Below are 23223 nucleotides of genomic sequence, written 5' to 3'. Positions count from 1 at the left end.
GATTGAATGGGGCGCAAGATGACGGTCGTCGATACAAGCAGAACGCGCTTACCTTGCGTGGATGGCCTGCTCTACCATAAGAAGTGGAATCTGACCACTATAACCTATAGTTTTCCCACACAGGAAAGGCAATTTACGCATCTCTACGAAGGCGAAGAGCGCTTCTCCTCCATAACTGAGGAGGCGAAAGCGGCGATTCGCGACATCTTTGTAGAACTGGCCCGGATTGTCCCTCTCGACTTCCTCGAGCAGAACGAAAACCCGGAAAAGGCGACGATCCGGATCGTCGCCCGGCCTATTGATGGCGCCTATGCGCAGTTTCCCGGCGAAGGCGATGAAGCGGGCGATATATGGATTTCGAGCCTCTCCGGCTTCGAAGCACCCGTCAAAGGCTCCTACGGCTACATGACGCTCTGTCACGAGATCGGCCATGCGCTCGGGCTGAAGCACCCTCACGACAACGTGGTGTTCGGCTGCATGCCTGCCGATCAGGACTGCTTCGAATTCACGGTGATGAGCTACCGCGCTTACGCCGGTGGCGCCCCAACGGGGCAGGTGAACTGCATCGGCTATCCCGGCTTCATGATGCACGACCTCCTGAGCCTGGCGGTGCTCTATGGTCTGCGCTCCGACTATCGATCCGGCGATACCGTCTACACGTGGGATCCGCACACCGGCCAATCCTATGTGGACGGCGTGGGAAGCGGCATACCCGCCGGAGGACGGATCTTCGAGACGATCCTCGATTGCGCCGGGTGGGATACCTACGACTGCAGCAACTACGACACGCCGCTCGCCATCGATCTGAGGCCGGGCCGTTCGAGCAAGCTCGCAGACGAACAACTCGCCTATCTAGGCAGGGGCCATATAGCCCATGGCAATGTCTTCAACGCCCTCTTCGAGAACAGCGGCGGTCAGTTCCTCATCGAGGCCGCGATCGGCGGCTCCGCCGGTGATGTCATCACCGGCAATGCGGCTGCCAATGATCTCCGGGGTCGGCGCGGCAACGACATCATCGCCGGTGGTGCAGGCGACGACTACATCAGCGGCGGCGATGGTCATGACATCCTGTCAGGCGAGGATGACAACGACGTGGTCGAGGGAGGCGACGGCAACGACGTCATCGCCGGGGGCAAGGGCAATGACTATTTGCTCGGCGGGAAGGGCCGCAATCTTTTCGTCTTTCACCCGGGAGACGGGCACGACCTCATTGCCGATTTCACGGCAGGCGAAGGCAGCAATATCGATTTACGGCATTTCCATTTGCGGGATGCGAAGGCGGCCCTGGCCTGCGCCATTGAGGGCAACGGCTCGACCACCCTCGTGCTCTCGGCACGCGGTGAAGCGGCGACACAGATCACCATCCTCGGCATGACGCTCGATGAGATCGCCTCCCGGCCCGACATGCTGGTTGTTTGAAGAGCCCGCATCGTCAGGGGGCAGCGGATACGGCGCAGGACGAGCCGCGCCGTATCATGTCAAGCGGCCGCGGCCGCATCGGACCAGCGGGCCCGTCCGAGGACCGTGTCGTAATGCGGCAAGGGGCGCTGCAGCGCCTTCGACGGCACGAGCCCCTCGCCGACGACGATGAAGCCGAGCTTCTTCTGCAGCCGCAGCGAAGCCTCATTGCCGGCGAAGACGCCGGAGGCGAGATGCACTGCCTCGGTCGCGGCGAAGAAGCCGCCCACCAGGGCAGTCGCCGCCTCGCGGCCCAAGCCCCGCCCCCAATGGGCCTCGCCCAACCAATAGCCGAGGCTCATCGCGCCATGGCGTGGCTCGAGGCCGACCACGCCGACCGGAGTGCCGTCGACGACCATGGCATAGTGGAAGGCCGTGCCGTCGCGCCTCTCCGCCTCGGCCTGCGCGGCAAAGGTGGCGACGTCGTCGACGGCGAGGGGCCAGGGCACGCTGCTCAACCAACGCACCACCTCCCAGGTGAGGGCGTGATGCAGCGGCTCCGCATCGGCCGGCGTCACCGGCCGCAACAGCATGCGTTCGGTCTCGAGTGCCTGTGGCAACATCGCTCCCTCCTATTCCAACGGTGCGGACGCCACCGCGCCGGCAGTGATTACGGCGGGCGTCCACTGCTTCAAGCTGGCCCAGATGCCGCGCTCGAGCGTGAAAAGATCGACGGGCAGCCGCCCGCCGCGGGCCGGAAAGTCCATGAAGCCCGCGCCATCGTGCCGAAACCCACATTTTTCGAGCACGCGCCGGGAGGCCGGATTGACGACCCGTACTTCAGCGGCGATAGCCGGCGCCGCCGAACGTTCGAAGACGGTGTCGATCAGCGCCCGCAAGGCCTCCGTGGCCAAGCCCCGGCCCCAATAGGGCCGGCCGAGCCAATAACCGACGGCGGGCGTTGCCCTTTGCCCCGCCATGGCGCCGACCGCGCCGAGAACCTCAGCGGGTGCCTCGCGCAGCGTCGCGACGAGCGTCAATGCCTTGCCCGCGGCATTGTTGGCGCGGCTCGTTGCAATGAATTGCTCGGCTTGGCCGGGCAGGTAGGGATGGGGGATATGCGCCGTCATCTCGGCGACGGCTTTTTCACCTGCCAGGCGAGCGATGGCGGCTGCGTCTACGAGGCGCGGCCAGCGCAGGGCGAGCCGCTCGGTCTCGATGACGAAGGCGTCTTCGATGATGCCGCAGGTGAACATCGTTGGCTCCGTTCCAAGGGCCATGCGCTCGGCGCCATGGCCAAAACGACGAAGGGGAGATGGAACATCCCATCTCCCCTGTCGCTTGGATCCGAAGCAGATTCAGGAGCTTCGTTTCCGCCGGTTCGCTGGGATGCCGGCGGGAGCTCCTCGTCTCAAGCTGCCGCCGTTACTCTGCCGCCTGTTGGGCGGGTACGACCGAGACGAAAGCTCGCCCCGATTTCTTGGAGAAATCGACATGACCGGCACAAAGCGCGAAAAGCGTATGGTCCTTGCCCATGCCAACATTTGCCCCCGGGTGCACCGTCGTGCCCCGCTGGCGAATAATGATGTTGCCGGGGATCACCCGCTCGCCGCCGAATTTCTTCACGCCGAGGCGCCGGCCGTCCGAGTCGCGCCCGTTGCGCGAAGATCCGCCTGCCTTTTTGTGAGCCATGATTAAACTCCCGAATGACCTGTCGTCGGTAGCGCGAGGCGCAGCTTCAAGCCGTCAAACGCCACCACACAAAAACCTGTTTGCCGCTGCTCAGCGATCCTCGCCCGAAGCTTGTTCGGACTGATCGATCTTCGCACGCGGCGGCTTGCCCGCCAAGAGCTCCTTGGCCTGTTCGACCCACTCGTCACGCGTGATGCGTCCGCGCAGGTTCAACTCGGCATCGTATTTCTCGATGTCGGCCTCGGTCCAGGCGGCGATCGCCTCCCAGTTCGTGATGCCGGCGGCCCTGAGCTTCTTCTCGATCGTCGGCCCGATGCCGGCGATGAGAGACAGATTGCCATGGTCGGCGGTCGCTGCCGCTTCCGGCGCAGCATCCGCTGCCGGTTCCGCCGCCTTCGCGGACTTTGCCGCCTTGGCCTTCGCCGAAGGCTTGGCACCGCCCGTCAGGATCTCGGTGATGCGCACGCGGGTCAGGTCCTGGCGATGACCGCGCTTGCGCTTCGAGTTCTGGCGGCGGCGCTTCTTGAAGGCGATGACCTTCGGTCCGCGCGCCTGTTCGACGAGCTCGCCGGCAACCGCGGCGCCGGCCACGAAAGGTGCGCCGACTTCCGTTGTGCTGCCGTTGCCGAGCATGAGCACCTCGGCGAAGGTGATCACGTCGCCCGGTTCGCCGGCCAGCCGCTCGATCGTAATGACATCCTCGGCAGCCACGCGATACTGCTTGCCGCCGGTTTTGATAACTGCGAACATCGTTCTGTCCCGTGTTCCACCCGGCTCTTTACGGAGCATTCCGCACGGCCGGCTTTTTGGCAGATGTTGCTGCTCACCCGTCCACCGTGGCGGATCGAAGCGAGGCAGGACGCGGAGGCAAGCCTCGCGCGAAGCATGGCTCGATACATCGCCGGCCGCCCAGTGTCAATGTCGGCGCGGCGCGGCTGTGCTTGCGGCAGGCCTGTGTGGCAGGGCGGCAACCCTCGCGCGGCCGGGTCTCGTGGCCTGCGGCGGGGTAATTGCCTCGTGGAGATCCCGCTGAGGGGTAATCAGAGAAGCCTTGATCTTGCGCGCTCCTCACGTATAAGTGCGCGCCGACGGAGAGGTGGCAGAGCGGTTGAATGCACCGCACTCGAAATGCGGCATACGGGCAACCGTATCGGGGGTTCGAATCCCCCCCTCTCCGCCATCAGCCGCCGATTGCCACAGAATTGAGCGGCACTCTCTCTAATCGTCCATGGGATAAGTTCTTGAGGACGGCTGGTATGCGAGGCGTGGTTCTCGCACCTGCTACCGGGTGGGATAGTCCAACCGGCACAGCCGCCGATCACACGTCGTAGTCAGCTTCGCCTCTGCCTGGACATGAAGGGGCTGCCAGCTATGCCGTTCCTGATGGAGTGCGATGCGCTCCTTCCTCGGGATCGAACATCGACATGCCGCCTTGCGCCGCCGTTACCGGTGGTCCTTTCTTGAGATGATCGATGGTCGCAGCGATGCCGGCTGCGGTCGCGGGATTGGAGTGCTCGGCCACGCGCGTCCCGAACCCACCGAAATCCGACACTAGGTCAGCTTGGGGCGCGCCTGGCCTTGAACCTGTGCGTGACGAAGGCATCACGGTTCGTGGCCCTTGATCATGCCGGCCGCACGGCATCCATCGACGGACCTCCTACAGGGATGACGAGGCTGCGATAGCAGCGAGATCTTCGCAACGCGTCGTTCGAGACCTCATCAGCCCTGCTCAGACTATCCTGCGTTGGCAGGCACTGGCGTATTGAGCAGCTGTTGCTCCCACAGATAAGCGATACCGCTACCGCCAGCATGCTGCGTGAACACCTCGGTCATCTTGATGGCCGTATCGACCCGAGCCCAATCGCGCTGCCATTCGGCAGCCAGCGCTACCCACGTCATCATGTTTGCGCCGGCCGCGATCATTCGTTGGATGGCGACCTGATGTGCTTCGACCGAAACGCCACCGGACGCATCGGTGATCACCGTCACGTCCCAGCCTTCGCCGAGAGCCTGGATCGTCGGCATCGCGACGCACACCTCGGTCCACAGGCCGGCGATGATCAACTGCTTGCGGCCTGTTGCCTTGACCGCGTCCACCACTTTCTGGTCCTCCCAGGTGTTGATGAACGTGCGGTCGATCACTTCCTGGCCAGGGAACACATCGGTGATCTGGGGGAAGAGCAAACCACCCCGCTCGGCGAGCACGGTGGTCAGGATCGTCGGCACGGCGAAGGCCTTGGCGGCTTTTGCCAGACCCGCGGTATTGTTGATCACCATCTGCGGCTCGTGGCTGTTGAGGTTCGCGAGCTGGTAGGGCTGGTGGTCGATCAGAACGAGGACCGAGTCTTCGGGGCGAAGAAGTGAATCAAGGCCGTTACGAGGGGTCATCAAAACTTCCCTTTTCTGCCGCCACGGGACGGCAATGGTTCACGGGAGACATGCGCCAGCGGGTGACGTTGCCTGGGCGCAATTTGCTGTTCCTTTTCGTGATGCGATAGCGCCATAATCAGGCAAGCTGTGTCGCGAAATAAGGAACGCCGAGTTGAACATCGAAGATCTGCAGACATTCGTCGCAGTGGCCGATGCAGGGGGCGTATCGGCCGCCGCGCGCCGGCTCGGCCTCTCCAAGTCAATCGTCAGTCGGCGGCTCTTTCGGGTTGAAGCGGAACTTGGTGCCCAACTTCTTGCACGGACGACCCGCGGCGCCGCGCTCACGGAAGCGGGAATCACGTTCAGAGACCATGCGGCCCGAGCCAGCGCCGAGATCGATATGGCCAGGGAAACGATCCTTCCCACCGGTGAGCTGCGCGGCCGCTTGAGGGTTGCAATGCCGCTCTCTTTCGGCCCGACCCACTTCGCCCCCGTGCTTGCGGAAATGGCGAAACACCACCCCCAGCTCCACATCCATACCTCTTACAGTGATCGCTTTGTCGATCTGATCGCCGAAGGTTTCGATTGCGCGATCCGGGTTGGTTACCTTCAGGACTCCAACCTGATCGCGAAGCGCGTCGGGCCGATCTATGGAAAGCTTGTCGCAAGCCCGAATTACATCAAAGCGCACGGTTCACCCGAGACGATAGAGCAGGTCGTCAACCATCAGGCCCTCATGCAAGGAACGGAAGCCTGGCAGTTCATGGATGGCGACAAAATCGTCACGGTCCAGCCGCAGGGCAGGTTCAAGGCCGACAACGCCACCGCGCTTGCCGCTGCCGCGGCGGCAGGACTCGGCATCGCCTGGCTCCCGGATTGCATCACACACGAATATGTGGCCTCCGGTGCGCTCGTTCCGGTGATGACACGCTATCCCCCACCTTCGGCAGGCGCGTATGTCGTCCGACCGCCGGGGCAGCACCCCGCACGGAAAGTCCGGGTCCTCATCGAAATGCTGATCGCGTACTTCGCACAAAATCCGGATGTTTGGGGTCTCGACCGTTAAAACAGGAAGGGGCGAAGCCTTGTTGAGGAATTGCGTTCGACCGTCGCTCCACTGCGAGCCGCTGAGTTCGACGATTGCCCCCACGTTCCACTTACTGCGACACAGCTTGACATATCGCAGGGCTAGTTGGGCAGATGGTCGCTCGCCAGTTTAGGTGTTCGTCGGGCCGAAAGCGCTCGTCGCTCGCGCGGTCAGGATTGATCGAAATCAGGCATCCGCATCGGCGAGGACGAGGCCTCCCGGAAGCCCAAGAGAGGATAACGCTCATGAGTTGGAATCCGGCAATCGACCCCGGCTGCCCCGATGAGGTGGGCATCGACGCGATCGAAACTCTCATCGTTCCACGCGCTCGAGACCTGGGCGGCTTCGAGGTTCGGCGCGCCCTGCCGGCGCCGAAGCGGCAGATGGTCGGACCGTTCATCTTCTTCGATCAGGCTGGGCCGGCCGAGTTCCTGACCGGACAGGGCGTTGACGTTCGGCCGCATCCGCATATCGGTCTCGCCACCGTTACCTATCTCTATCGCGGCGACTTCCGTCACCGGGACAGCACCGGGGCAGACCAGATCATCCGTCCCGGCGAATTGAACTGGATGGTGGCCGGGCGCGGCGTGACCCATTCGGAGCGCACCTCCTCGGCCGCCCGAAGCGGTCCGAACAGCCTGTTCGGAATTCAGACCTGGCTGGCGCTGCCCGAGCGTCACGAGGATATGGCACCGATGTTTGAGCATCATGGCGAGGGGGTGCTCCCTGTGATCGAGGATCGCGGCGTCTCGGTCCGGCTGATCCTCGGGGACGCCTATGGTGAGAAGGCCCCCGCGACGATGTACTCGGAGACCTTCTACGCCGACGTAAAGCTCGATGCGGGAGGCCGGTTGCCGATGCCGCACGATCACGAGGACCGGGGCATCTACATCGTCGAAGGCTCGATCTCGATCGCCGGCCAGGATTTCGAGGCAGGTCGGATGATGGTCTTCCGCCCCGGCGACAGGATCACTGTCGCGGCCGGCGACAGAGGCGCGCGCCTGATGATTCTCGGCGGCGCGACCCTTTCGGGCCCCCGCTACATCTGGTGGAATTTCGTCGCGTCTTCGCAGGAGCGCATCGAAAAGGCCAAAGCCGAATGGCGCGCGCAGAACTGGGGCAAGGGGCGCTTCGATCTCCCGGTCGATGACCGGGATGAGCACATTCCACTTCCGGACTGACCGGTGCGAGACAAGTCGGTCGCCCCTATGCGACCGGGGTTCGAGCGGCCGTCAGACTCGTGCGGCTCCGCCGTATGTGGCCATGGCGTAGACAGGGTGCCCATCTTCATCGCTCCCGGGACGTTCTGGAGCATGGCTTGGGGGCGGTCTGCGTCGGGCTTGGCCTGATCCCGTCAGGAGTTCTGCGTCATCGGTCAGATTTCTGGCGATAGTCAGCCAATAGCTCGCCTATAACCTGCCACGACCGTTCATTGTTTTGCTGACTTTTGTTTTGGTCTGCGACGGTAATCAGCGCTTTCCATAAGGCCCATCCGCGAGCCCGATCCCAAGTCTCCTTATCGAGGGGAAGCGCTGCGCGAAATGCTTCTCGGCTCTCGCCGGAAAGCAGGGTCCATGCAATCACAAGATCACAGGCAGGGTCGCCCACGGCCGCGCAGCCGAAATCAATCACGGCGCATAGGTCACCGTCCTTCATAAGAAGATTGCCAGATGACATATCGCCGTGAACCCATAGCGGAGGGCCATGCCACTCCGACGATAGCGCGGCCGTCCATATGTCACCTGCTACCGCTATATCCATGCGCCCGGCGAGCGCCAGCAGCGCGGACCGCGTTTCCGCGTCATAGACAGCGAGGCGACCTCCACGATGGAAATTGTGCTGCCCCGCTGGAGGCCCGCCGGTCGCATCGATGCTGTGTAGGGCGGCGAGGAAGCGGGCGAGCGATCGAGCAAACGCGGTTAGGTCGGAAATATGGTCTGTTGTTACCGGATCGCCATTGAGCCATTGATAAATCGACCAAGGCCAAGGATAGCCTTCGGCTGGTGCTCCCTTCGCCAGAGGAACAGGAATTGGTAACGGTAGGTGCAACGCAAGACTAGGCAACCATTCGTGTTCCTTCTCCACTTGTGCGACATAGGCTAGGGCGCTAGGCAGGCGCACAGACATATGATCGCCAAGTCGGAAAGTGCGATTATCCCACCCGCCGGGTTCGATGGCCGTTACTGGCAAGTTCGACCATTCTGGAAACTGCGCAGCTATCAGGCGACGCACCAGTTCGGCATTGATGGATACGCCCAGATTTTCTTCACTACTCAACACCCGCGATCCTGTCGCAAAATCCCGAAAACCCGCGACCACAACGCGGGGAGCCCTGATTTCTCGGGGAAGGTTCTGCCGAGTATCAGGGAATGCGGCCCGGCCTCGACCAGGGCGCGGTATCGCCGCTCCAAGCGGCGATACCGTTGCCCGGACGGTTACTCGGCCGGAACGGGGCTAAGGCCACCTTCGTCCATCGGCCGCTCCTGACTTCCCTTGCGAGCCGCCGCGCGCGCCAGCACGCTCTGCCGGTTGACGGATTTGCGCTCGGCGTCGATGCGGTCGACGAGGATCCCTGCTCGCTCGATCGAGCCGAGCAATGCGAGGATCGTGCCGCGCTCGCCTGCCCCGGCATTCGGACCGAGTGCCAGCGTCCGGGTGCGCAGTTCCTCGACCTGCGGGAAGCTGACGTGACCCGCCGGCATCCTGGGGTCGGGAATGCCAAGGTCGGGCAGGATCGCCCGCAGGGCGGCATCGAGCTTGTCGAGCGCGGCATCGACGATCGTCTGCGCCTGCGGGGAGAACTTCTCGCGTTTGACGCGGCGTGCCACCTGATGCATCTGCTCCGTCAGCGCGGCGGTGAAGTCGGCTTCCTCGATCAAACTGGCGATGAGATCGAGCTGTTCGTAGGGCAGGTCTTCCTTCATCAGATTGGCCGTGTAGGCGCGGATGTCGCGGCTGAGAATGTCGGTCGCCAGATAGTGCTCGCCCGGATCGGACGGTGCCTTCTTGTCGCCGCGCGCGATGTTGAGGAACATGGCGCCGGCTTGGAGATGACGGGCCGTCTCCTGCTGGACCGCGGGAACGGCTCTGGCAAAATCGTTGGCGATCTGGCGGTTGAGGAACTTCGGCGTCGAGAAGTCCTCCACTTCTTCCTCGTCCAAGCGTCCGACGCGGGAGAGCACGCGCTCGAACACGCCGACGAACGGGAACAGCAACACGGTGTTGAAGATGTTGAAGACCGTCGAATAGACACCGACCGCGACCGGCACCAGCGGGAAGGTCTCCTTGCCGTCGACCAGCACGGGAATGCTGGGGTCGCCGCCGAACCACTGCATACCCCACTTCAGAACTTCTATGGAGATGAAGAATAGCGGAACGGTTATACAGACGCCGATAATGTTGAAAGAGATGTGGGCGTAAGCCGCACGCTTGGCGTTCTTCGACAGATTGAGGGAGGCCATCCACGAGGTGATCGTGGTGCCGAGGTCTGCGCCGAGCGAGAAAGCCACGGCCGTCGTCCAGTCCAGCACGCCGGCGGCACCCAGACCCATGACGATACCGATCGTCGCCGAGGACGAATGGATCATGGCGGTGATACCAGCCGCGATGAGCACGCATTTGATGAGGTTGAAGTAGGAGTCGGCCCGAAGGGTCTGAAGCAACTCCATGACCTCGGGCATGTTGCGCAACGGCCGCAGGCCGCCGGTCATGAGGTTGAGGCCGTAGAAGATCAGCGCGAAGCCCATACAGGCCAGCGCGACGTTACGGACCTTCTCACTCTTGGCGAAACAGTAGACGAGCGCAAAGATGCCCCCGAAGATCAGTCCGAGTGGTCCGAGCGGCAATGCGATCAGGCCGTTGCCCAGCGTGGTGCCGATATTGGCGCCCATGATCACGCTGATCGCCGGCCTCAGCGCCACGACGCCGGCGTTGACGAGGCCGACCACCATGACGGTCATCGCTGTCGAGGATTGGATGACACCGGTGATCAGCGTTCCTGCCATGACGCCCTTGATCGGCGTTCCGGCGGCCTTGGCGAGGAACTCGCGCATCCGGTTGACGGAGAGGGCCTGGATGCCGTTGGCCATGAATTCCAGCCCGAGCATGAAGATGCCCAGCCCGCCGATGACCGGCACCAGAATATCCTTGAAGATATCGATTTCCATGAGCGTGCCCGATTCTGAAAGACAGCGGCGAAGAGCTTAGTTGTTCGCAAGCGCGGGATCCGCCGGGCCGTAATTTTCGGCCCAATATGCTTCGATCCGGCCGGCGAGTTCATGCGGGACGGGGATGTAGCCGAGCGCGGAGGCCTCATCGGCACCCCGCGTGAAGGAGAGCCGGAACAGGTCGAGGACGCGGTTGATCCGCATCTCGCCGCGATCCTTCGGCAGGACGGCATAGGTGACGACCGCCATTGGCCAGGCGTTGGCTCCGGCGAGGTTGGTCGTGTCGGCATGGAAGCCGCCGGCGGCGTTCCACGCCACGGTTGCCAGTCCGGCCTGGAACGTGGCCGGCCCGGGACGCACGAAGGCTCCGTCGGCGTTCTGCAGCGACACGAAGCGAAACCCGGCGCGGACGGCTTGGCCGTACTCGAGATATGCAATGCTGTTGTTGGTCGCGGCGGTCAGCGTGGCCAGCCCGCCCGTGCCTTTTTCCCCGCGTCCGATCGGCCAGGCGATCAGCGTATCGGCGCCGAGCTTCTCCTGCCACTCGGGACTCACCTTCGACAGGAAGCTGCTGAAGGTAAAGGTCGAGCCCGAGCCATCGGCGCGGTGCAGGACCGCGATCGGAGCGTCGGGTAGCGTCAGATCGGGGTTCAGCGCCTTGATCGCTGGATCGGACCAGTTCTTGATCTTGCCGAGATAAATGTCGGCGAGCACCTGCCCTGATAGGCGAAGCTGGCCGGCGCCTATGCCGTTGATGTTGGCAACGACCACGATGCCGCCCATGACGATCGGGAATTGTGTCCAACGGCGTTTCGTCAACTCGTGAGGAGGCAGCGGCGCGTCGGTGGCTGCGAAATCCATCTCGGGTTGGGCAAGACGCATAATCCCGGCCAGCGACCCCACCGGTTCGTAATCAACACGCCAGTCCGGCGACGTGTAGTCACCGCCGTCGGTGCGCATCGCCTCGTAGTCGCGAGACCATTGATTGATGATCGGCGCGGCGAAGGTCGAGCCCGCGCCCTGGATGGGGTCTGCCTGAGCAACCGTGCCGAAGATCAACGCAGCAAGCCCTACAGCGGCGGACATTGCTATTCTCGCAGTCGACCTCGAATACATGGAAGAGAAGCGAAGTCTATCCATGAAATGCCTTTCGCGACTGGCGCAGAGAACGAATTTATGCACGAAGTCGTCGAACCGGGCCCGACCAATTGTCAGGATCTCCCCCACCGTCGGCGCGCCATTACACATCAGGCGGAATATCCAATGGCGTAATATGTTTGGTAATACTGCAGCTTGACGTTTGGATGACAGTACCCGCCCCTCTACGTCGGGCCGGCCCGCGCTCGTCTTGGAATGAGCGAGCCAGATTTGTCATCGTGGTGAAACGTCGGTCTGGCCCGGTATCTGGCATCGGACTGCGGGACCGCCGCGGCCTGCCTACTGCTGCCCCGCAAGAGCTTGGAACAACGCCGCAAGAGGACAGGGCCGGCAGCGCCTATCGTCGACGCGTTTCCGAATGGGAATTGCGAAGCGATCGTTCAGGTCAACCGGATCGCGGCTTCCACTCGATCGAGGCGGCTCTGCCGGTGATGAAGAGCCGCGGCTGACGGAACCTCTCTTGGCCAGCGGCGGTCAGAATGTGATCGGTACGGCCCTATCGAGAGTGCTGATCGCCGCTCGTTGGCTTGCCGGACGCTCATTTCCTGCGCTGCGGGTAGATGGTTTCGCCGCACTTGAGCATCTCGACGAAGGTCTCGATCTTCCTTTTCCGCCCCGCTTCGGTCTTCATATGATGAAGGCGGTAGGCCAGAGCATAGCGGTTCTGTGCGCTCAACTTCTCCAGCATGTGCTTGGCCGCGGGTTCGGCATCGATCGCCGCCTGCAGATCGTCGGGGATCCGCATCTCCGTTCCGCTCGCATAGGCGCGGTCCCAGCGTCCGTCGGCCTTGGCCGCCTCGACCTGCCGGAGCCCGTGCGCGGTCATCCGCCCTTCCGTGATGAGCCGGGCGACGTTGTCGACATTGATCCGGCTCCAGACGCTCTTCCTGCCGCGCGGTGTGTAGCGCTGCAGGTAGCTTTTGTCGTCAAAGCTCTTGCGTATGCCGTCAATCCAGCCCCAGCACAGCACGACGTCGATGGCCTCCTGAGGCGTGATCGACTTGAGGCCCGAACCCAGCTTGTGGATGTTGATCCAGACCTCGTCCTCTTTGCCGTGGTGCTGGCGGAGCCACAGGTAAAAGCTCTCCGCATTCTCGAATTCGCGGATCTTGTCTGGGTTTACGTGGACGGGTGCCATTCGGTCGACTCGCATAGGCTAACAGCAGCTTGGGCCTGCCGGTCGGCACTTTACCGGAAATCCGCGATGGGCTGATAAGGGTCCGTGGACCTCCTCACGTGAAGTCACGGCCAAGAAGCGGGCTGCGGATCAGTCTATGCGCATCAGGCCGGATGCATGTGCACCGGGCGCGGTGCCGGCGCGTCCGCCGACGGCGGGGACGCCGCGTGCTGGCTCATGACGAGTTCGGCGCAGCGGCTGCCCATCATCAGGGCGGGTGCATTGGTGTTGCCGGCGTTGATGTTCGGCATGGCCGAGAGGTCGCAGACGCGTAATCCTTCGACGCCGCGCACGCGCAGCCGCGAGTCGAGCACGGCGAGCGGATCGCCGGTCGGCCCCATGCGGCAGGTGCCGCTCGGGTGGTAGTTCGTCTTCACGAAGCGGCGGCAGTGGTTCATCAGCGCCTCGTCGCTCACGTCGTCGGGATCGGGAATGGCGACGCGGGCGATATGGTCGGCGAGCGGCCGCGTCGCGAAGGCGCGCAGAAAGAAGCGCTGGCCCTCGATCATGGTGCGGGCGTCGGCGGGGTCCTTCAGGAGATTGGGCGAGACGAGCGGCATGTCGTCCGGGTTGGCGGACCTCAGCCGCACATAGCCACGCGATTTCGGCTTCACCACCACCGTCGTCACGGTGAGCCCATAGGTATCCTCGACGAGGCCGAGCGTGTCTCGGTCGAGATAGACGATGGGCACGCAGAAGGCCTGGATCGTCGGCTCGGCCGTGGGGTCGGTCGGGTTGACGAAGGCGCCCGCCTCCACCCCCGCCGAGGTGATCGGCCCCGTGCCGAACAGCTTGAACTGCAGGCCGTTGAGCAGCATGCGCCAGCCGACGCCCTGCTTGTAATAGCCGTGCGGGCCGTTCGCCATGGAGACGATCGGCGCTTCCGGATGATCGATCAGGTTCTCGCCGACCCCTGGCAGATCAACGAGGCAGTCGATGCCGTGCTCCTTGAGGTGATCGGCCGGGCCGATGCCGGAGAGCATGAGAAGCTGTGGGGTGACGAGCGAGCCGGCGGCGAGGATGACCTCGGCCTCCGCCAAGACCTTGTGCTCCGCGCCGGCCGCATCGCGGTAGGTGACGCCCACGGCGCGGCCTTGGGCGATGTCGATGCGCCGCACCCGCGCGTTGAGGCGCACCGTCAGCCGCGGATCTCTCTCGAGCGGCGCGATGAAGGCATAGGCCGCGCTGCTGCGCTTCCCACGCCGGTTCATGAACTGGTAGAAGCCGACGCCCCGCTGCGTCGGGCCGTTGAAATCGTGGTTGAAGGGCTCGCCGAGCGCCTGCACGCTCTGCACGAACCAGCGCGAGAAATCGTTGATATGGCCGGGGTCGGAGACGAGCAGCGGTCCGTCCGCCCCGTGGCGCTCGTCATAGAGGCGGTTGTTGCCCTCCATGCCGCGAAAATGCGGCAGCACGTCCTCCCAGCCCCAGCCGGGATAGTCGTTGTCGCCCCGCAGCAACTCATGCCATTCGTCGTAGTCGGACGGGCGGCCGCGCATATAGACCTGCGCGTTCACCGAGGAGCCGCCGCCGAGCACATTGGCTTGGGGAATGTCGTGCTCCCGGCCGTTCAGATGCTCCTGCGGCACCGTGTGGTGGTAGCGCATGAACTTGCTGCCGTTGATCATCTTGAAGATGCCCGGCGGCATGTCGAGCAGCGGGTGCCGGTGGGAATGGCCGGCCTCCAGCAGCAGCACGCGGGCGCCGGCCTCCATGACGAGACGGGCGGCGGCGACGCAGCCGGACGAGCCGCCCCCGACGACGATATAGTCGAAACGCTCGGTCATTCGGCGCCTCCCGTTCTCATGGATCGCGCGCGCCGTCAGCCCTTGACCTCCTCGAGCCCCGCCCAGTCGAACTGAACGCCATGCCCCGGCCGGTCGGGCGCCATGGCGAAGCCCTCCTCGATGACAAGCGGCTCGGCGATGTAACGGTCGAGCCCGAAGCCATGGGCTTCGAGGAAGCTGCGGTTCGGGCAGGCTGCGAGGAGATGCACCGTCACGTCATGCGCGCCGTGGGTGGTCACCGGCAGATTGAAGGCCTCGGCCAGATGCGCGATCTTCATGAAGGGCGTGACGCCGCCGCAATTGGTGACGTCCGGCTCGGGATAGGTGACGGCGCCGGCCGCGATATACTGCTTGAACTCCCACAGAGTGCGGAGATTTTCGCCCGCCGCGACGGGCAGCCCGCCTTCCCGCACGATGCGGGCATGGCCGGCCGGATCGTCGGGAATGGTCGGCTCTTCTATCCAAGTGAGATCGTAGGGCTGGAAGGCACGGGCGGCCCGGATCGCCTCGTCCACGGTCCATTTCATATTGGCGTCGGCCATGAGGGGGAAATCCTCGCCGAGATGGGCGCGCATCGCCTTCACCCGCTCGACGTCTTCGGCGAGGCGCTTGCGGCCGACCTTCATCTTGATGGCGCGGAAGCCCTTGGCCAGGTTGTCGTCGGTCTGGCGGAGCAGCTTGTCGAGCGGCAGGTCGAGGTCGATGCCGCCGGCATAGCAGGGCACTTTTTGGTCGAAGCCGCCGAGGAAATTCCAGAGCGGCAGCCCGGCGCGCTTGGCCTTCAGGTCCCACAGCGCCATGTCGAAGGCCGAGATGGCGAGCACCGTCGGCCCGCCGCGCCCGCCGTAATGCAGCGCCCACCAGGCCTTTTGCCACAGCCGCTCGATATGATCGGCCTCCTCGCCCGCAAAGATCTCGGGCATCTCGCGCCGCAGGATGGCATCGACCGCCGCCCCGTTGCGCCCCACCGTATAGGTGTAGCCCACCCCCTCGGCGCCATCCTCATCCTTGAGGCGCACGGTATTGAGCTCGAAGGCGCGCATCTCGCCATGCATGCTGTCCGTGAGGACCTCGGGAAGCGGAATGCGGTAGAAGCCGGGCTCCATCGCCGCGAGCTTGGCCATGATTTACCTCTTTGCAGTTGCAGGCGTCAGATGACGTCGTCGCTTCGCGCGACGAGGCGCGCCTGGATGACGACCACGAGAAGCAGGAAGGCGCCGCGGATCACCGACTGCCAATAGGCGGACAGGCTGATCCAGCCGAGGCCGTTCTCGAAATTCAGGATGTTGAAGATGAGGCCGAGCAGCAGCACGCCGGCGAGCGTCGCGCCGACCGAGCCGACGCCGCCGGTGAGCAGCGTGCCGCCGACCACGACCGAGGCGATGGCGAAGAGCTCCCAGCCGACACCCTCGATGGGCTGGCCCGCGCCGAACTGGGCAGCGAGGATGACGCCGGCAAGCCCCGCGAGCGCCCCGCTCGCCGCATAGACCAGCACCTTCACGCGCTGCACAGGCAGGCCCATGAGCCGCGTCGCGTCCTCGGCGCCGCCGACGGCCAGCACATAGCGGCCGTAAGCCGTGAAATTGAGGATGATCGACCCGGCGATATAGGCTGCGAGCGCGATCCAGGCCGGAATGGGGAAACCGAGGAGATCGCCCTGGCCGAGCTCGACGAAGCTCGTGTCGTAGGACACGGAAACCGACTGGTTGCCGGCGAGCAGCAGCGCCGTGCCGCTCGCGCCGAGCATGGTGGCGAGCGTCGCGATGAAGGGCAGGATATTGAGTCCGGCAATGACGAAAGCATTGATCAGCCCGACGGCGAGCCCCGCGCCGACCCCGGCGAGAAGGCCTGGCACCAGCCCATAGGGCGAAGCGAGCGCCGCCGCCACGCTGCCGAGCGCCGCCGTCGAGCCGACCGAGAGGTCGATGCCGCCCGTCATGATGACGAAGCACATGCCGAGCGCGACCAGCGCGAACATCGCGTTGTATCGCAGCACCGTCAGCACGTTGAAGGCGCCGAGGAAATTGTCGTAGCGGAAGGCGCCGAAGAGGATCAGCGCGATCAGCGCGAGCACCACGCCGTAGCGACTGAGGGCTGGCACGAGCGAGCGCCGCTCCGGGCGCAAGGCAAGATCAGCCATGGCTCTTCTGCCTCTGCAGCCAGACGGCGAGAACGATGAGCCCCGCCTTGACGACGAGCGCCGCCGCATCCGGCACGCCGTTGGCGAGCAGGGTGTAGCGGACGAGCTGAATGATGAGCGCGCCGACCAGCGTGCCGAGCACGGTGGCGCGTCCGCCGGTGAGCAGCGTGCCGCCCACCGCGACGGCGGCAATGGCGTCGAGCTCCATGCCGAGCCCGACCAGATTGGCGTCGCTCGCCGAATTGATGGCGATGACGATGAGCCCGGCGACACCCGCGCAGAGCCCGCTGATGGCATAGACCCGCCGCTTCACCCGCGCGACCGGAATGCCCGAAAGCCGCGCCGCGCGCTCATTGCCGCCGACGGCGAGGATCTCGCGGCCGAAGACGGTGCGCCTCAGCGCCCAGGCTGCGACCACGACGAGGACGACCATCAAAAGCGCCTGGAACGGAATGCCGAAGACGCGGCCGAGGCCGATGAACTGGAATTCCGGAACCTTGAAAGCCTGCAGATTGCCGTTGGTCATTACCTGCGCGATGCCACGCCCGGCGATGAACAGGACGAGCGTGGCGATGATCGGCTGGATGCGGAAGCGCGTGATGAGCCAGCCGTTGAACCAGCCGAAGGCGCCCGCGACAAGGACGGGAACGACGAAGGCAAGTGCGATGGCAAGGGGCAGCGGCAGAGCAACGAGCTTACCCATGAAGATGAGCGGCGCGAGCGCGCCGGCGATCGCCATAAGCGAGCCGACGGAGAGGTCGATGCCGCCGGTGGCGATGACGAGGGTCATGCCGACGCCGACGATGACGATGGTGCAGACCTGCGTGAGATTGACGTTGAGCGTCTGCCAGGTGGCGAAATTCGGGGTGATCGCGAGGTTGACGAGCACGAGGAGGACGAGCGCCAGCAGGGCGCCGTGGCGCACCAGCAGCCCGGCGACGTCGAGACCTGCGAAGCGCCTCGGACGCTCGCTCGCCGCAGCCTCGGTCATGGTGCAGCCTCCGCGCCCGTTCCGTGGGCCATGGCCGCCATGACGGCCGGCTCCGAGAGTTCGCCGCGGGCGAGCTCGGCGACGGTCCGCCCCTCGCGCAGCACGAAGGCGCGGTCCGCGCCTTCGATCACCTCTTCCAGTTCCGAGGAAATCATGAGCACGCCGAGGCCCTGGTCGGCGAGCTCGCGGATGAGCGCCTGGATTTCGGCCTTGGCGCCAACATCGATTCCGCGCGTCGGCTCGTCGAGAATGAGGAGCTTGGGGTTCATGCAGAGCCAGCGGGCGAGCAGCACCTTCTGTTGGTTGCCACCTGAAAGCTCGCGGATGGGCTGTTCGGGGCTCGCGCATTTGATGCCGAGCCGCTTGATGAAGCGGTCGACGACCTCGCGCTGACGGGCCTCGTCGAGGACGCCGCCCTTCGAGAGATGCGGCATGAGCGCCAGGGTCAGGTTTTCGCGCACGGACATGGCGGGCACGATGCCCTCGAGCTTGCGGTCCTCCGGGCAGAAGCCGAGGCCCGCGCGGATGGCATCGGCAGGCGCGGCGACCCGGCCCTCTGCGCCGGCGAGCGAAACCGTGCCCGCATCGGCGCGGTCCGCGCCGAAGACGACACGCGCCGTCTCCGATCGTCCGGAGCCGAGGAGGCCGGCAAGGCCCACAATTTCGCCGGCGCGCACGTCGAAGCTCACGTCGCGCACACGCCGCCCGACGGCGAGATGCTCGACTGTGAGAAGCCGCTCCCCGGCGTCGACGGCGGCGTCCGCGCCGAAGGCGGTTGCGCCCTCGCGCGCCACCTCGGCCATCTCGCGCCCGAGCATGGTGGTGACGAGTTCGAGCCGCGTCATCTCCTGAAGCGGCGCGGTTCGGACGGTGCGGCCGTCACGCATTACCGTCACTCGGTCGCAGACCGCATAGAGCTCGTCGAGCTTATGGCTGACGAAAATCACCGACACCTGCTCGCGCTTGAGCTGGCGAATGACCTCGAACAGCGTCGCGACCTCCTGATCATCGAGCGAAGAGGTCGGCTCGTCCATGATGACGAGGCGCGCATCGAAGCCGATGGCGCGGGCGATCGCCACCATCTGCTGGGTCGCCGTGCTGTAGGACATGAGCGGCTGGCGCACGTCGACATCCATCTTGAAGCGCGCGAGGAGCGCTTCCGCTTCCCGGTGCATGGCCCGCCAGTCGAGCAGGCCGAAGCGCCTGATCTCCCGGCCGAGGCAGATGTTCTCGGTCACGGAGCGGTAGGGGACCAGGTTGATCTCCTGGTAGATCGTGCTGATGCCGGCCGCCTGGGCAGCCTGCGGCGAGGCGAAGTCGGCCGGCGCGCCCTCGAACAGGATGTCGCCGCCGTCCCGCCGGTAATAGCCGGTGAGCACCTTGATGAGCGTCGACTTGCCCGCGCCGTTCTGGCCGATGAGCGCGTGCACCTCGCCACGGCCGACCTCGAGCGAGGCGCCGGCGAGCGCCGGGATGCCGGCGAAGCGCTTGTCGATGCCGCGCATGGCAAGGAGCGGCCCCGGCGCATCAACGGATGGTTCGGTCGTGGAAACTGTCATCTCGATCTGCCGCTCCATGCTTCGGGTCGGCGGCGGTACAAGGAAGCGGTGGCCGGCGGCTCGCTCATCGGCGAACCGCCGGCGGGACCTCAGTAAGCGTCGGCGATCATTTGCGCGGCGTTCGACTTGTCGAAGAAGCGGTCTTCATTCACCACGACAGGCGGGATCTTCTCGCCCTTGGCGTAGCGCATCATGACCTCGAAAGCCTTCGGGCCGAATTTCGGGTTGCATTCGACGGTCGCCAGCATCTTGCCGTCGATGATGGCCTGCAGCGCATCGCGCGTGCCGTCGACGGAGACGATGAGCACGTCCTTGCCCGGCGTCTTGCCGGCCGCTTCGAGCGCCGAAATCGCGCCCATCGCCATCTCGTCGTTATGGGCGTAGATCGCGGTGGCGTTCGGATGGGCCTGGAGCAAAGTCTCGGCCACCTGCCGGCCCTTGTCGCGGGCGAAGTCGCCGGACTGGGAGGCGATGATCTTCATGCCCGGCTTGTCCTTGATGTAGTCCTCGAAGCCCTTGCGGCGGTCATTGGCCGGCGAGGCGCCGACGGTGCCCTCGAGCTGGATGATTTCAGCCTTGCCATTCGTCGCCTTGTCGAGCGCCTCGGCGGCGCGCCGGCCCTCCTCGACGAAGTCCGAGCCGATGAAGGTAAGGTAATCCCGGCCGGGCTTGGCTAAACTTGGATCGACGGACCGGTCGAGTAGAATGACGGGAATGCCCGCCCGCTTGGCCGCCATGACGGCCGGAACGAGCGGCTTTTCCTCGCGCGGCGCCAGGAAGATGAGGTCGACGCCCTGGGCGATCATGCTGTTGACGTCGGCCACCTGCTTGGCGGCAGAGCCGGCAGCATCGGTATAGACGAGCTGATGGCCGAGCTTCGCCGCCTCCGACTTCATGCTCTCGGTCTGCGCGATGCGCCAGGGGTTGTTGGACTCCGTCTGGGCAAAGCCGACCTTGTACTTGTCCTTCGCCTCGAGCTTGGGCAGCTCCTGCGCGAGCGCAGCGAAGCCGAACGGGAGCGTCGCGGCGCCGGCCGCAAGCGCCAGGAAGGTGCGTCTCAACATGTCATTTCCTCCTCGATGCCGCGGTGAGCCCGCGTGCCGTCATTCCGGATCGTCTCGCCTCGCCGCCCATAGCCAGTGCTCCCGCACAAGCCGCGGGCCGTGCGAATGGCTCCAGGGCAGGTGACAGGGTGGGTGGTTGCAAGGTGCGACAGGCTCGCCAGGCGCAGCCCGGCGGGGTCGATGTGGGAAAGCTGTGGCAATTCCGACCCTCCCTGCAGACGGACTGAAGCCGCCACGCCGATCGAACCGCGGTGGGTTTCCTCCAAGCGGCCGTTTCCGGCCGCCACTCTTTGGCTGGACCAAAGCAAGCCCCAAGCATAGCGGACTGTCAAGAGCTACCATCGGCGACCTTTCTCTCCCCAATTCCAGCAGAGTTTGGTCGGATCAAAATTGACATCAGGAGGCGTTTCGATCATTCCAGAACGGAGGAGCGGCTGTTGTTCGAGGTCTCGATCCTGTGAACAAGGTGATGGCAGAAACGGGCATGGTGCGGCGGCGGGTGGGCCGCGCCTCGGACGTGCTCGCTGAGCGGCTTGCGGCCCTGATCACGGCCGGGAACATCGAAGAGGGCGAGCGGCTGCCGCCCGAGCGCGACCTGATGCAGCGCTATGGGGTGAGCCGCACCGTCGTGCGGGAGGCCATCACCAGCCTCGCCAATCGCGGCTTGCTGCATACGCGCCCGGGCTTCCGCCCCGTGGTCCGTAAGCCGGATTACGATCAGGCCCTCAGCACCATCGGCCACTTCGTGAGGCATCTCCTCGATGACGAGGAGGGCGTGCGCAACCTCTTCGACACGCGCGTCTTCATCGAGAGCGGCCTTGCCCGAGCTGCGGCCAGAGAGGCGCGCAAGGAGGACATCGAGGAACTCGGCGGGGTGCTCGAGCGCAACCGTATGGCGATCGGCGACAGCGAGACGTTCTACGCCACGGATGTCGCCTTCCACGCCTTGCTCTACCGCATCCCGCGCAATCCGATCTATCCAGTGCTGCACAAGGCCTATGTGGAATGGCTGGTGCGGCATTGGTGCGACATGCCGCGCGCCGCCGATATCGACCGGCTGAACTTTGCCGGCCATGCCGCCGTCTTCCAAGCCATCGTCGATCGGGATCCGGACGGGGCCGAACAGGCGATGAGACGCCATCTGGAAGTCGCCTGGGAACTCGTGCGCTCCACCTTCCCCGCCGCGCCGGAGGTGGCCGGCGCCGCCGGTTGATCGCTCACGGCCCTCGCTCGGCGCAGGCCCGGTCCACGCTTAGAGATCACCCTAATGGCCGGGCATCGGCCGGCGCGCGGCTCATCGGAGGTGTTCTGAAATCGCTTTCAAATTTTATTGACACAAAGTCGGGCCAATGGCAGCGTTTGCACCCGTTTTGCTCGACAGGCCCCCGTGTTCTCTACGTTCCTGTCGAACCGCCGTCCTCAAGCTAGAGCCGAAGAATGATAGCGCTTACCGACACCCGAGCCGACCTCTTCCGCGACGCTCTCGACCTCCTCTCCGACAAGCTGCTGGAAGACGAGCAGAGCCTCGGGGTCGCATTTCCCTATGTCACCGCCCCCGACGGCCGCTGGGATACTATGCTCGCATCCGTGTCGGCGGGCTATACGGGCGATAACTGGAGCCACGGCAACTGGTTCTGCGGCTTCTGGGTGGGTCTGCTGCTGGCGGCTCATCTTCACCGCGGCGACGACCGCTTCCTCAAGCTCGCCCGCGAGCGGATACGGCTGGTCGAGCAGCGCGCCGACGACCCCAATACCCATGACATCGGCTTCATCTTCATATCGAGCGCGGTGCCCGGCCATCATATCACCCATGACCCGGAACTCGCCGCCGCCGCCCTGAAGGCGGCCTCGCGCCTGCGCAGCCGGCTCGTGCGCACCGACCGCGGCGCCTATCTCTCCTCCTGGGGCAGCCTCGATGATCCGCGCGCTCAGTGCAGCTCGGCTATCGACACCATGGCCAATCTGGCGCTGCTCTATTGGGCCGCCCGCACCACCGGCGACGCGAGCTATCTGGTCGCCGCGGAAGCCCATGCCCGCATGACCGAGGCGGCCTTCATCCGGCCGGATCGCTCCACCTATCACGCCGTGCAATATGCGCTGCCCTCGGGCGAGCGCGCCCGTGGCTACACCTTCCAAGGCTATGCGGACGAGTCCTGCTGGTCGCGCGGCCAAGGCTGGGCCATCCTCGGCTTCGCCGACACCGCGGCTGCCACGGGGCAGCGCCACTATCTCGAGCTCGCCCAGGACCTCGGGGATTACTTCATGCAGCGGATCGGCGACGATCCCGTGGCCTTCTGGGATTTCGACGATCCGGCACTGCCCAACGCTCCACGCGACAGCGCCGCCTCCGCCATCGTCGCCAATGCCTTCCTGAAGCTCGCCGACCTCGACCCCGACCAGGCGCGCGCTGGGCGTCGCCGGGAACAGGGGCTGTGGCTGCTGGAGGGGCTGTGCCGCAGCTGCCTGGCGCGCGAGCCCTCCCATCGCGGATTGCTGAAGCACGGCTGCTACTCCAAGCCGCATAACATCGGGCCGGATGCAGCCGTGCTGTTCGGCGACTTCTATTTCGTCGAGGCGCTCTGCCGTGTCACCATGCCCGGACGCTACGGTCCCACCCTCGACCGGCTGGTCTGA

The 23223-nt window shown here is 64.8% G+C and carries 20 protein-coding genes and 1 tRNA gene; 6 read left to right on the top strand and 15 right to left on the bottom strand.

Annotated elements, in window-relative coordinates:
* Nucleotides 1–18: 18 nt before the first annotated feature.
* Nucleotides 19–1419 (top strand): M10 family metallopeptidase C-terminal domain-containing protein, encoded by a 1401-nt coding sequence (locus ACFQU1_RS00450; protein ID WP_378128239.1) that lies wholly within the window; start codon nucleotides 19–21, stop codon nucleotides 1417–1419.
* A 59-nt stretch (nucleotides 1420–1478) separates the two neighbouring features.
* Here ACFQU1_RS00450 and ACFQU1_RS00445 read toward each other — a convergent pair whose 3' ends face one another.
* The 4 genes from ACFQU1_RS00445 to ACFQU1_RS00430 all read right to left on the bottom strand — a co-directional run bounded on the left by ACFQU1_RS00445 (nucleotide 1479) and on the right by ACFQU1_RS00430 (nucleotide 3840).
* Nucleotides 1479–2021, bottom strand: coding sequence for a GNAT family N-acetyltransferase (locus tag ACFQU1_RS00445; RefSeq protein WP_378128238.1), 543 nt, complete (start codon nucleotides 2019–2021; stop codon nucleotides 1479–1481).
* A 9-nt stretch (nucleotides 2022–2030) separates the two neighbouring features.
* Nucleotides 2031–2654 carry a GNAT family N-acetyltransferase gene (locus ACFQU1_RS00440; protein ID WP_378128237.1) on the bottom strand — a complete coding sequence of 208 codons (624 nt, stop codon included), beginning with the start codon at nucleotides 2652–2654 and terminating at the stop codon, nucleotides 2031–2033.
* Between the two features lie 169 nt (nucleotides 2655–2823).
* Entirely contained in the window at nucleotides 2824–3090 is a 267-nt protein-coding gene (gene rpmA / locus ACFQU1_RS00435; protein WP_378128236.1) for a 50S ribosomal protein L27, read from the bottom strand.
* 90 nt (nucleotides 3091–3180) lie between these two features.
* Nucleotides 3181–3840, bottom strand: coding sequence for a 50S ribosomal protein L21 (locus ACFQU1_RS00430; protein ID WP_378128235.1), 660 nt, complete (start codon nucleotides 3838–3840; stop codon nucleotides 3181–3183).
* A 340-nt stretch (nucleotides 3841–4180) separates the two neighbouring features.
* Between ACFQU1_RS00430 and ACFQU1_RS00425 the strand changes: the two genes are divergently transcribed.
* Nucleotides 4181–4270 (top strand) — tRNA-Ser (locus ACFQU1_RS00425).
* 554 nt (nucleotides 4271–4824) lie between these two features.
* On the opposite strand, the gene ACFQU1_RS00420 is transcribed toward ACFQU1_RS00425, so the two are convergent.
* Nucleotides 4825–5478, bottom strand: a complete 654-nt coding sequence (locus tag ACFQU1_RS00420; protein WP_378128234.1) for a hydrolase — start codon at nucleotides 5476–5478, stop codon at nucleotides 4825–4827.
* 154 nt (nucleotides 5479–5632) lie between these two features.
* Between ACFQU1_RS00420 and ACFQU1_RS00415 the strand changes: the two genes are divergently transcribed.
* Both ACFQU1_RS00415 and ACFQU1_RS00410 read left to right on the top strand, forming a co-directional pair.
* On the top strand, nucleotides 5633–6526 hold the full coding sequence (locus tag ACFQU1_RS00415; protein ID WP_378128233.1) for a LysR family transcriptional regulator: 894 nt from the start codon (nucleotides 5633–5635) through the stop codon (nucleotides 6524–6526).
* Nucleotides 6527–6792: 266 nt separating this feature from the next.
* Entirely contained in the window at nucleotides 6793–7728 is a 936-nt protein-coding gene (locus tag ACFQU1_RS00410) for a pirin family protein (RefSeq protein ID WP_378128232.1), read from the top strand.
* A 187-nt stretch (nucleotides 7729–7915) separates the two neighbouring features.
* On the opposite strand, the gene ACFQU1_RS00405 is transcribed toward ACFQU1_RS00410, so the two are convergent.
* The 10 genes from ACFQU1_RS00405 to ACFQU1_RS00360 all read right to left on the bottom strand — a co-directional run bounded on the left by ACFQU1_RS00405 (nucleotide 7916) and on the right by ACFQU1_RS00360 (nucleotide 20589).
* Nucleotides 7916–8824 carry an aminoglycoside phosphotransferase family protein gene (locus ACFQU1_RS00405; protein ID WP_378128231.1) on the bottom strand — a complete coding sequence of 303 codons (909 nt, stop codon included), beginning with the start codon at nucleotides 8822–8824 and terminating at the stop codon, nucleotides 7916–7918.
* A 158-nt stretch (nucleotides 8825–8982) separates the two neighbouring features.
* Complete coding sequence (locus ACFQU1_RS00400) at nucleotides 8983–10713, bottom strand: Na/Pi cotransporter family protein (RefSeq protein ID WP_378128230.1); 1731 nt, start codon at nucleotides 10711–10713, stop codon at nucleotides 8983–8985.
* Between the two features lie 36 nt (nucleotides 10714–10749).
* The gene (gene pstS, locus ACFQU1_RS00395; RefSeq protein ID WP_378128229.1) at nucleotides 10750–11799 is read right to left on the bottom strand and encodes a phosphate ABC transporter substrate-binding protein PstS; all 1050 of its coding nucleotides are present in this window, start codon (nucleotides 11797–11799) and stop codon (nucleotides 10750–10752) included.
* A gap of 610 nt (nucleotides 11800–12409) precedes the next feature.
* Nucleotides 12410–13009 (bottom strand): YdeI family protein, encoded by a 600-nt coding sequence (locus ACFQU1_RS00390; protein ID WP_378128228.1) that lies wholly within the window; start codon nucleotides 13007–13009, stop codon nucleotides 12410–12412.
* A gap of 143 nt (nucleotides 13010–13152) precedes the next feature.
* On the bottom strand, nucleotides 13153–14835 hold the full coding sequence (locus ACFQU1_RS00385) for a GMC family oxidoreductase (protein ID WP_378128227.1): 1683 nt from the start codon (nucleotides 14833–14835) through the stop codon (nucleotides 13153–13155).
* A 35-nt stretch (nucleotides 14836–14870) separates the two neighbouring features.
* Nucleotides 14871–15959 (bottom strand): mandelate racemase/muconate lactonizing enzyme family protein, encoded by a 1089-nt coding sequence (locus ACFQU1_RS00380; RefSeq protein ID WP_378128226.1) that lies wholly within the window; start codon nucleotides 15957–15959, stop codon nucleotides 14871–14873.
* A gap of 26 nt (nucleotides 15960–15985) precedes the next feature.
* Nucleotides 15986–16975 (bottom strand): ABC transporter permease, encoded by a 990-nt coding sequence (locus ACFQU1_RS00375; protein ID WP_378128225.1) that lies wholly within the window; start codon nucleotides 16973–16975, stop codon nucleotides 15986–15988.
* Nucleotides 16968–17966 (bottom strand): ABC transporter permease, encoded by a 999-nt coding sequence (locus ACFQU1_RS00370; protein ID WP_378128224.1) that lies wholly within the window; start codon nucleotides 17964–17966, stop codon nucleotides 16968–16970. Before ACFQU1_RS00370 ends, ACFQU1_RS00375 begins: the two co-directional genes overlap by 8 nt.
* A complete protein-coding gene (locus ACFQU1_RS00365) occupies nucleotides 17963–19525 on the bottom strand; it encodes a sugar ABC transporter ATP-binding protein (protein ID WP_378128223.1) in 1563 nt (520 codons plus the stop codon). The genes ACFQU1_RS00370 and ACFQU1_RS00365 overlap by 4 nt, the downstream gene beginning before the upstream one ends.
* A gap of 89 nt (nucleotides 19526–19614) precedes the next feature.
* The gene (locus ACFQU1_RS00360; RefSeq protein ID WP_378128222.1) at nucleotides 19615–20589 is read right to left on the bottom strand and encodes an ABC transporter substrate-binding protein; all 975 of its coding nucleotides are present in this window, start codon (nucleotides 20587–20589) and stop codon (nucleotides 19615–19617) included.
* Between the two features lie 469 nt (nucleotides 20590–21058).
* Between ACFQU1_RS00360 and ACFQU1_RS00355 the strand changes: the two genes are divergently transcribed.
* Together ACFQU1_RS00355 and ACFQU1_RS00350 are read left to right on the top strand one after the other, a co-directional pair.
* A complete protein-coding gene (locus ACFQU1_RS00355; protein ID WP_378128221.1) occupies nucleotides 21059–21802 on the top strand; it encodes an FCD domain-containing protein in 744 nt (247 codons plus the stop codon).
* Nucleotides 21803–22026: 224 nt separating this feature from the next.
* Nucleotides 22027–23223 carry a glycosyl hydrolase gene (locus ACFQU1_RS00350; protein WP_378128220.1) on the top strand — a complete coding sequence of 399 codons (1197 nt, stop codon included), beginning with the start codon at nucleotides 22027–22029 and terminating at the stop codon, nucleotides 23221–23223.

Origin of the sequence: Chelatococcus sp. GCM10030263, assembly GCF_042666455.1 — a bacterium.
Taxonomy (GTDB): domain Bacteria; phylum Pseudomonadota; class Alphaproteobacteria; order Rhizobiales; family Beijerinckiaceae; genus Chelatococcus.
This window is presented reverse-complemented; position numbering and strand designations above follow the sequence as displayed.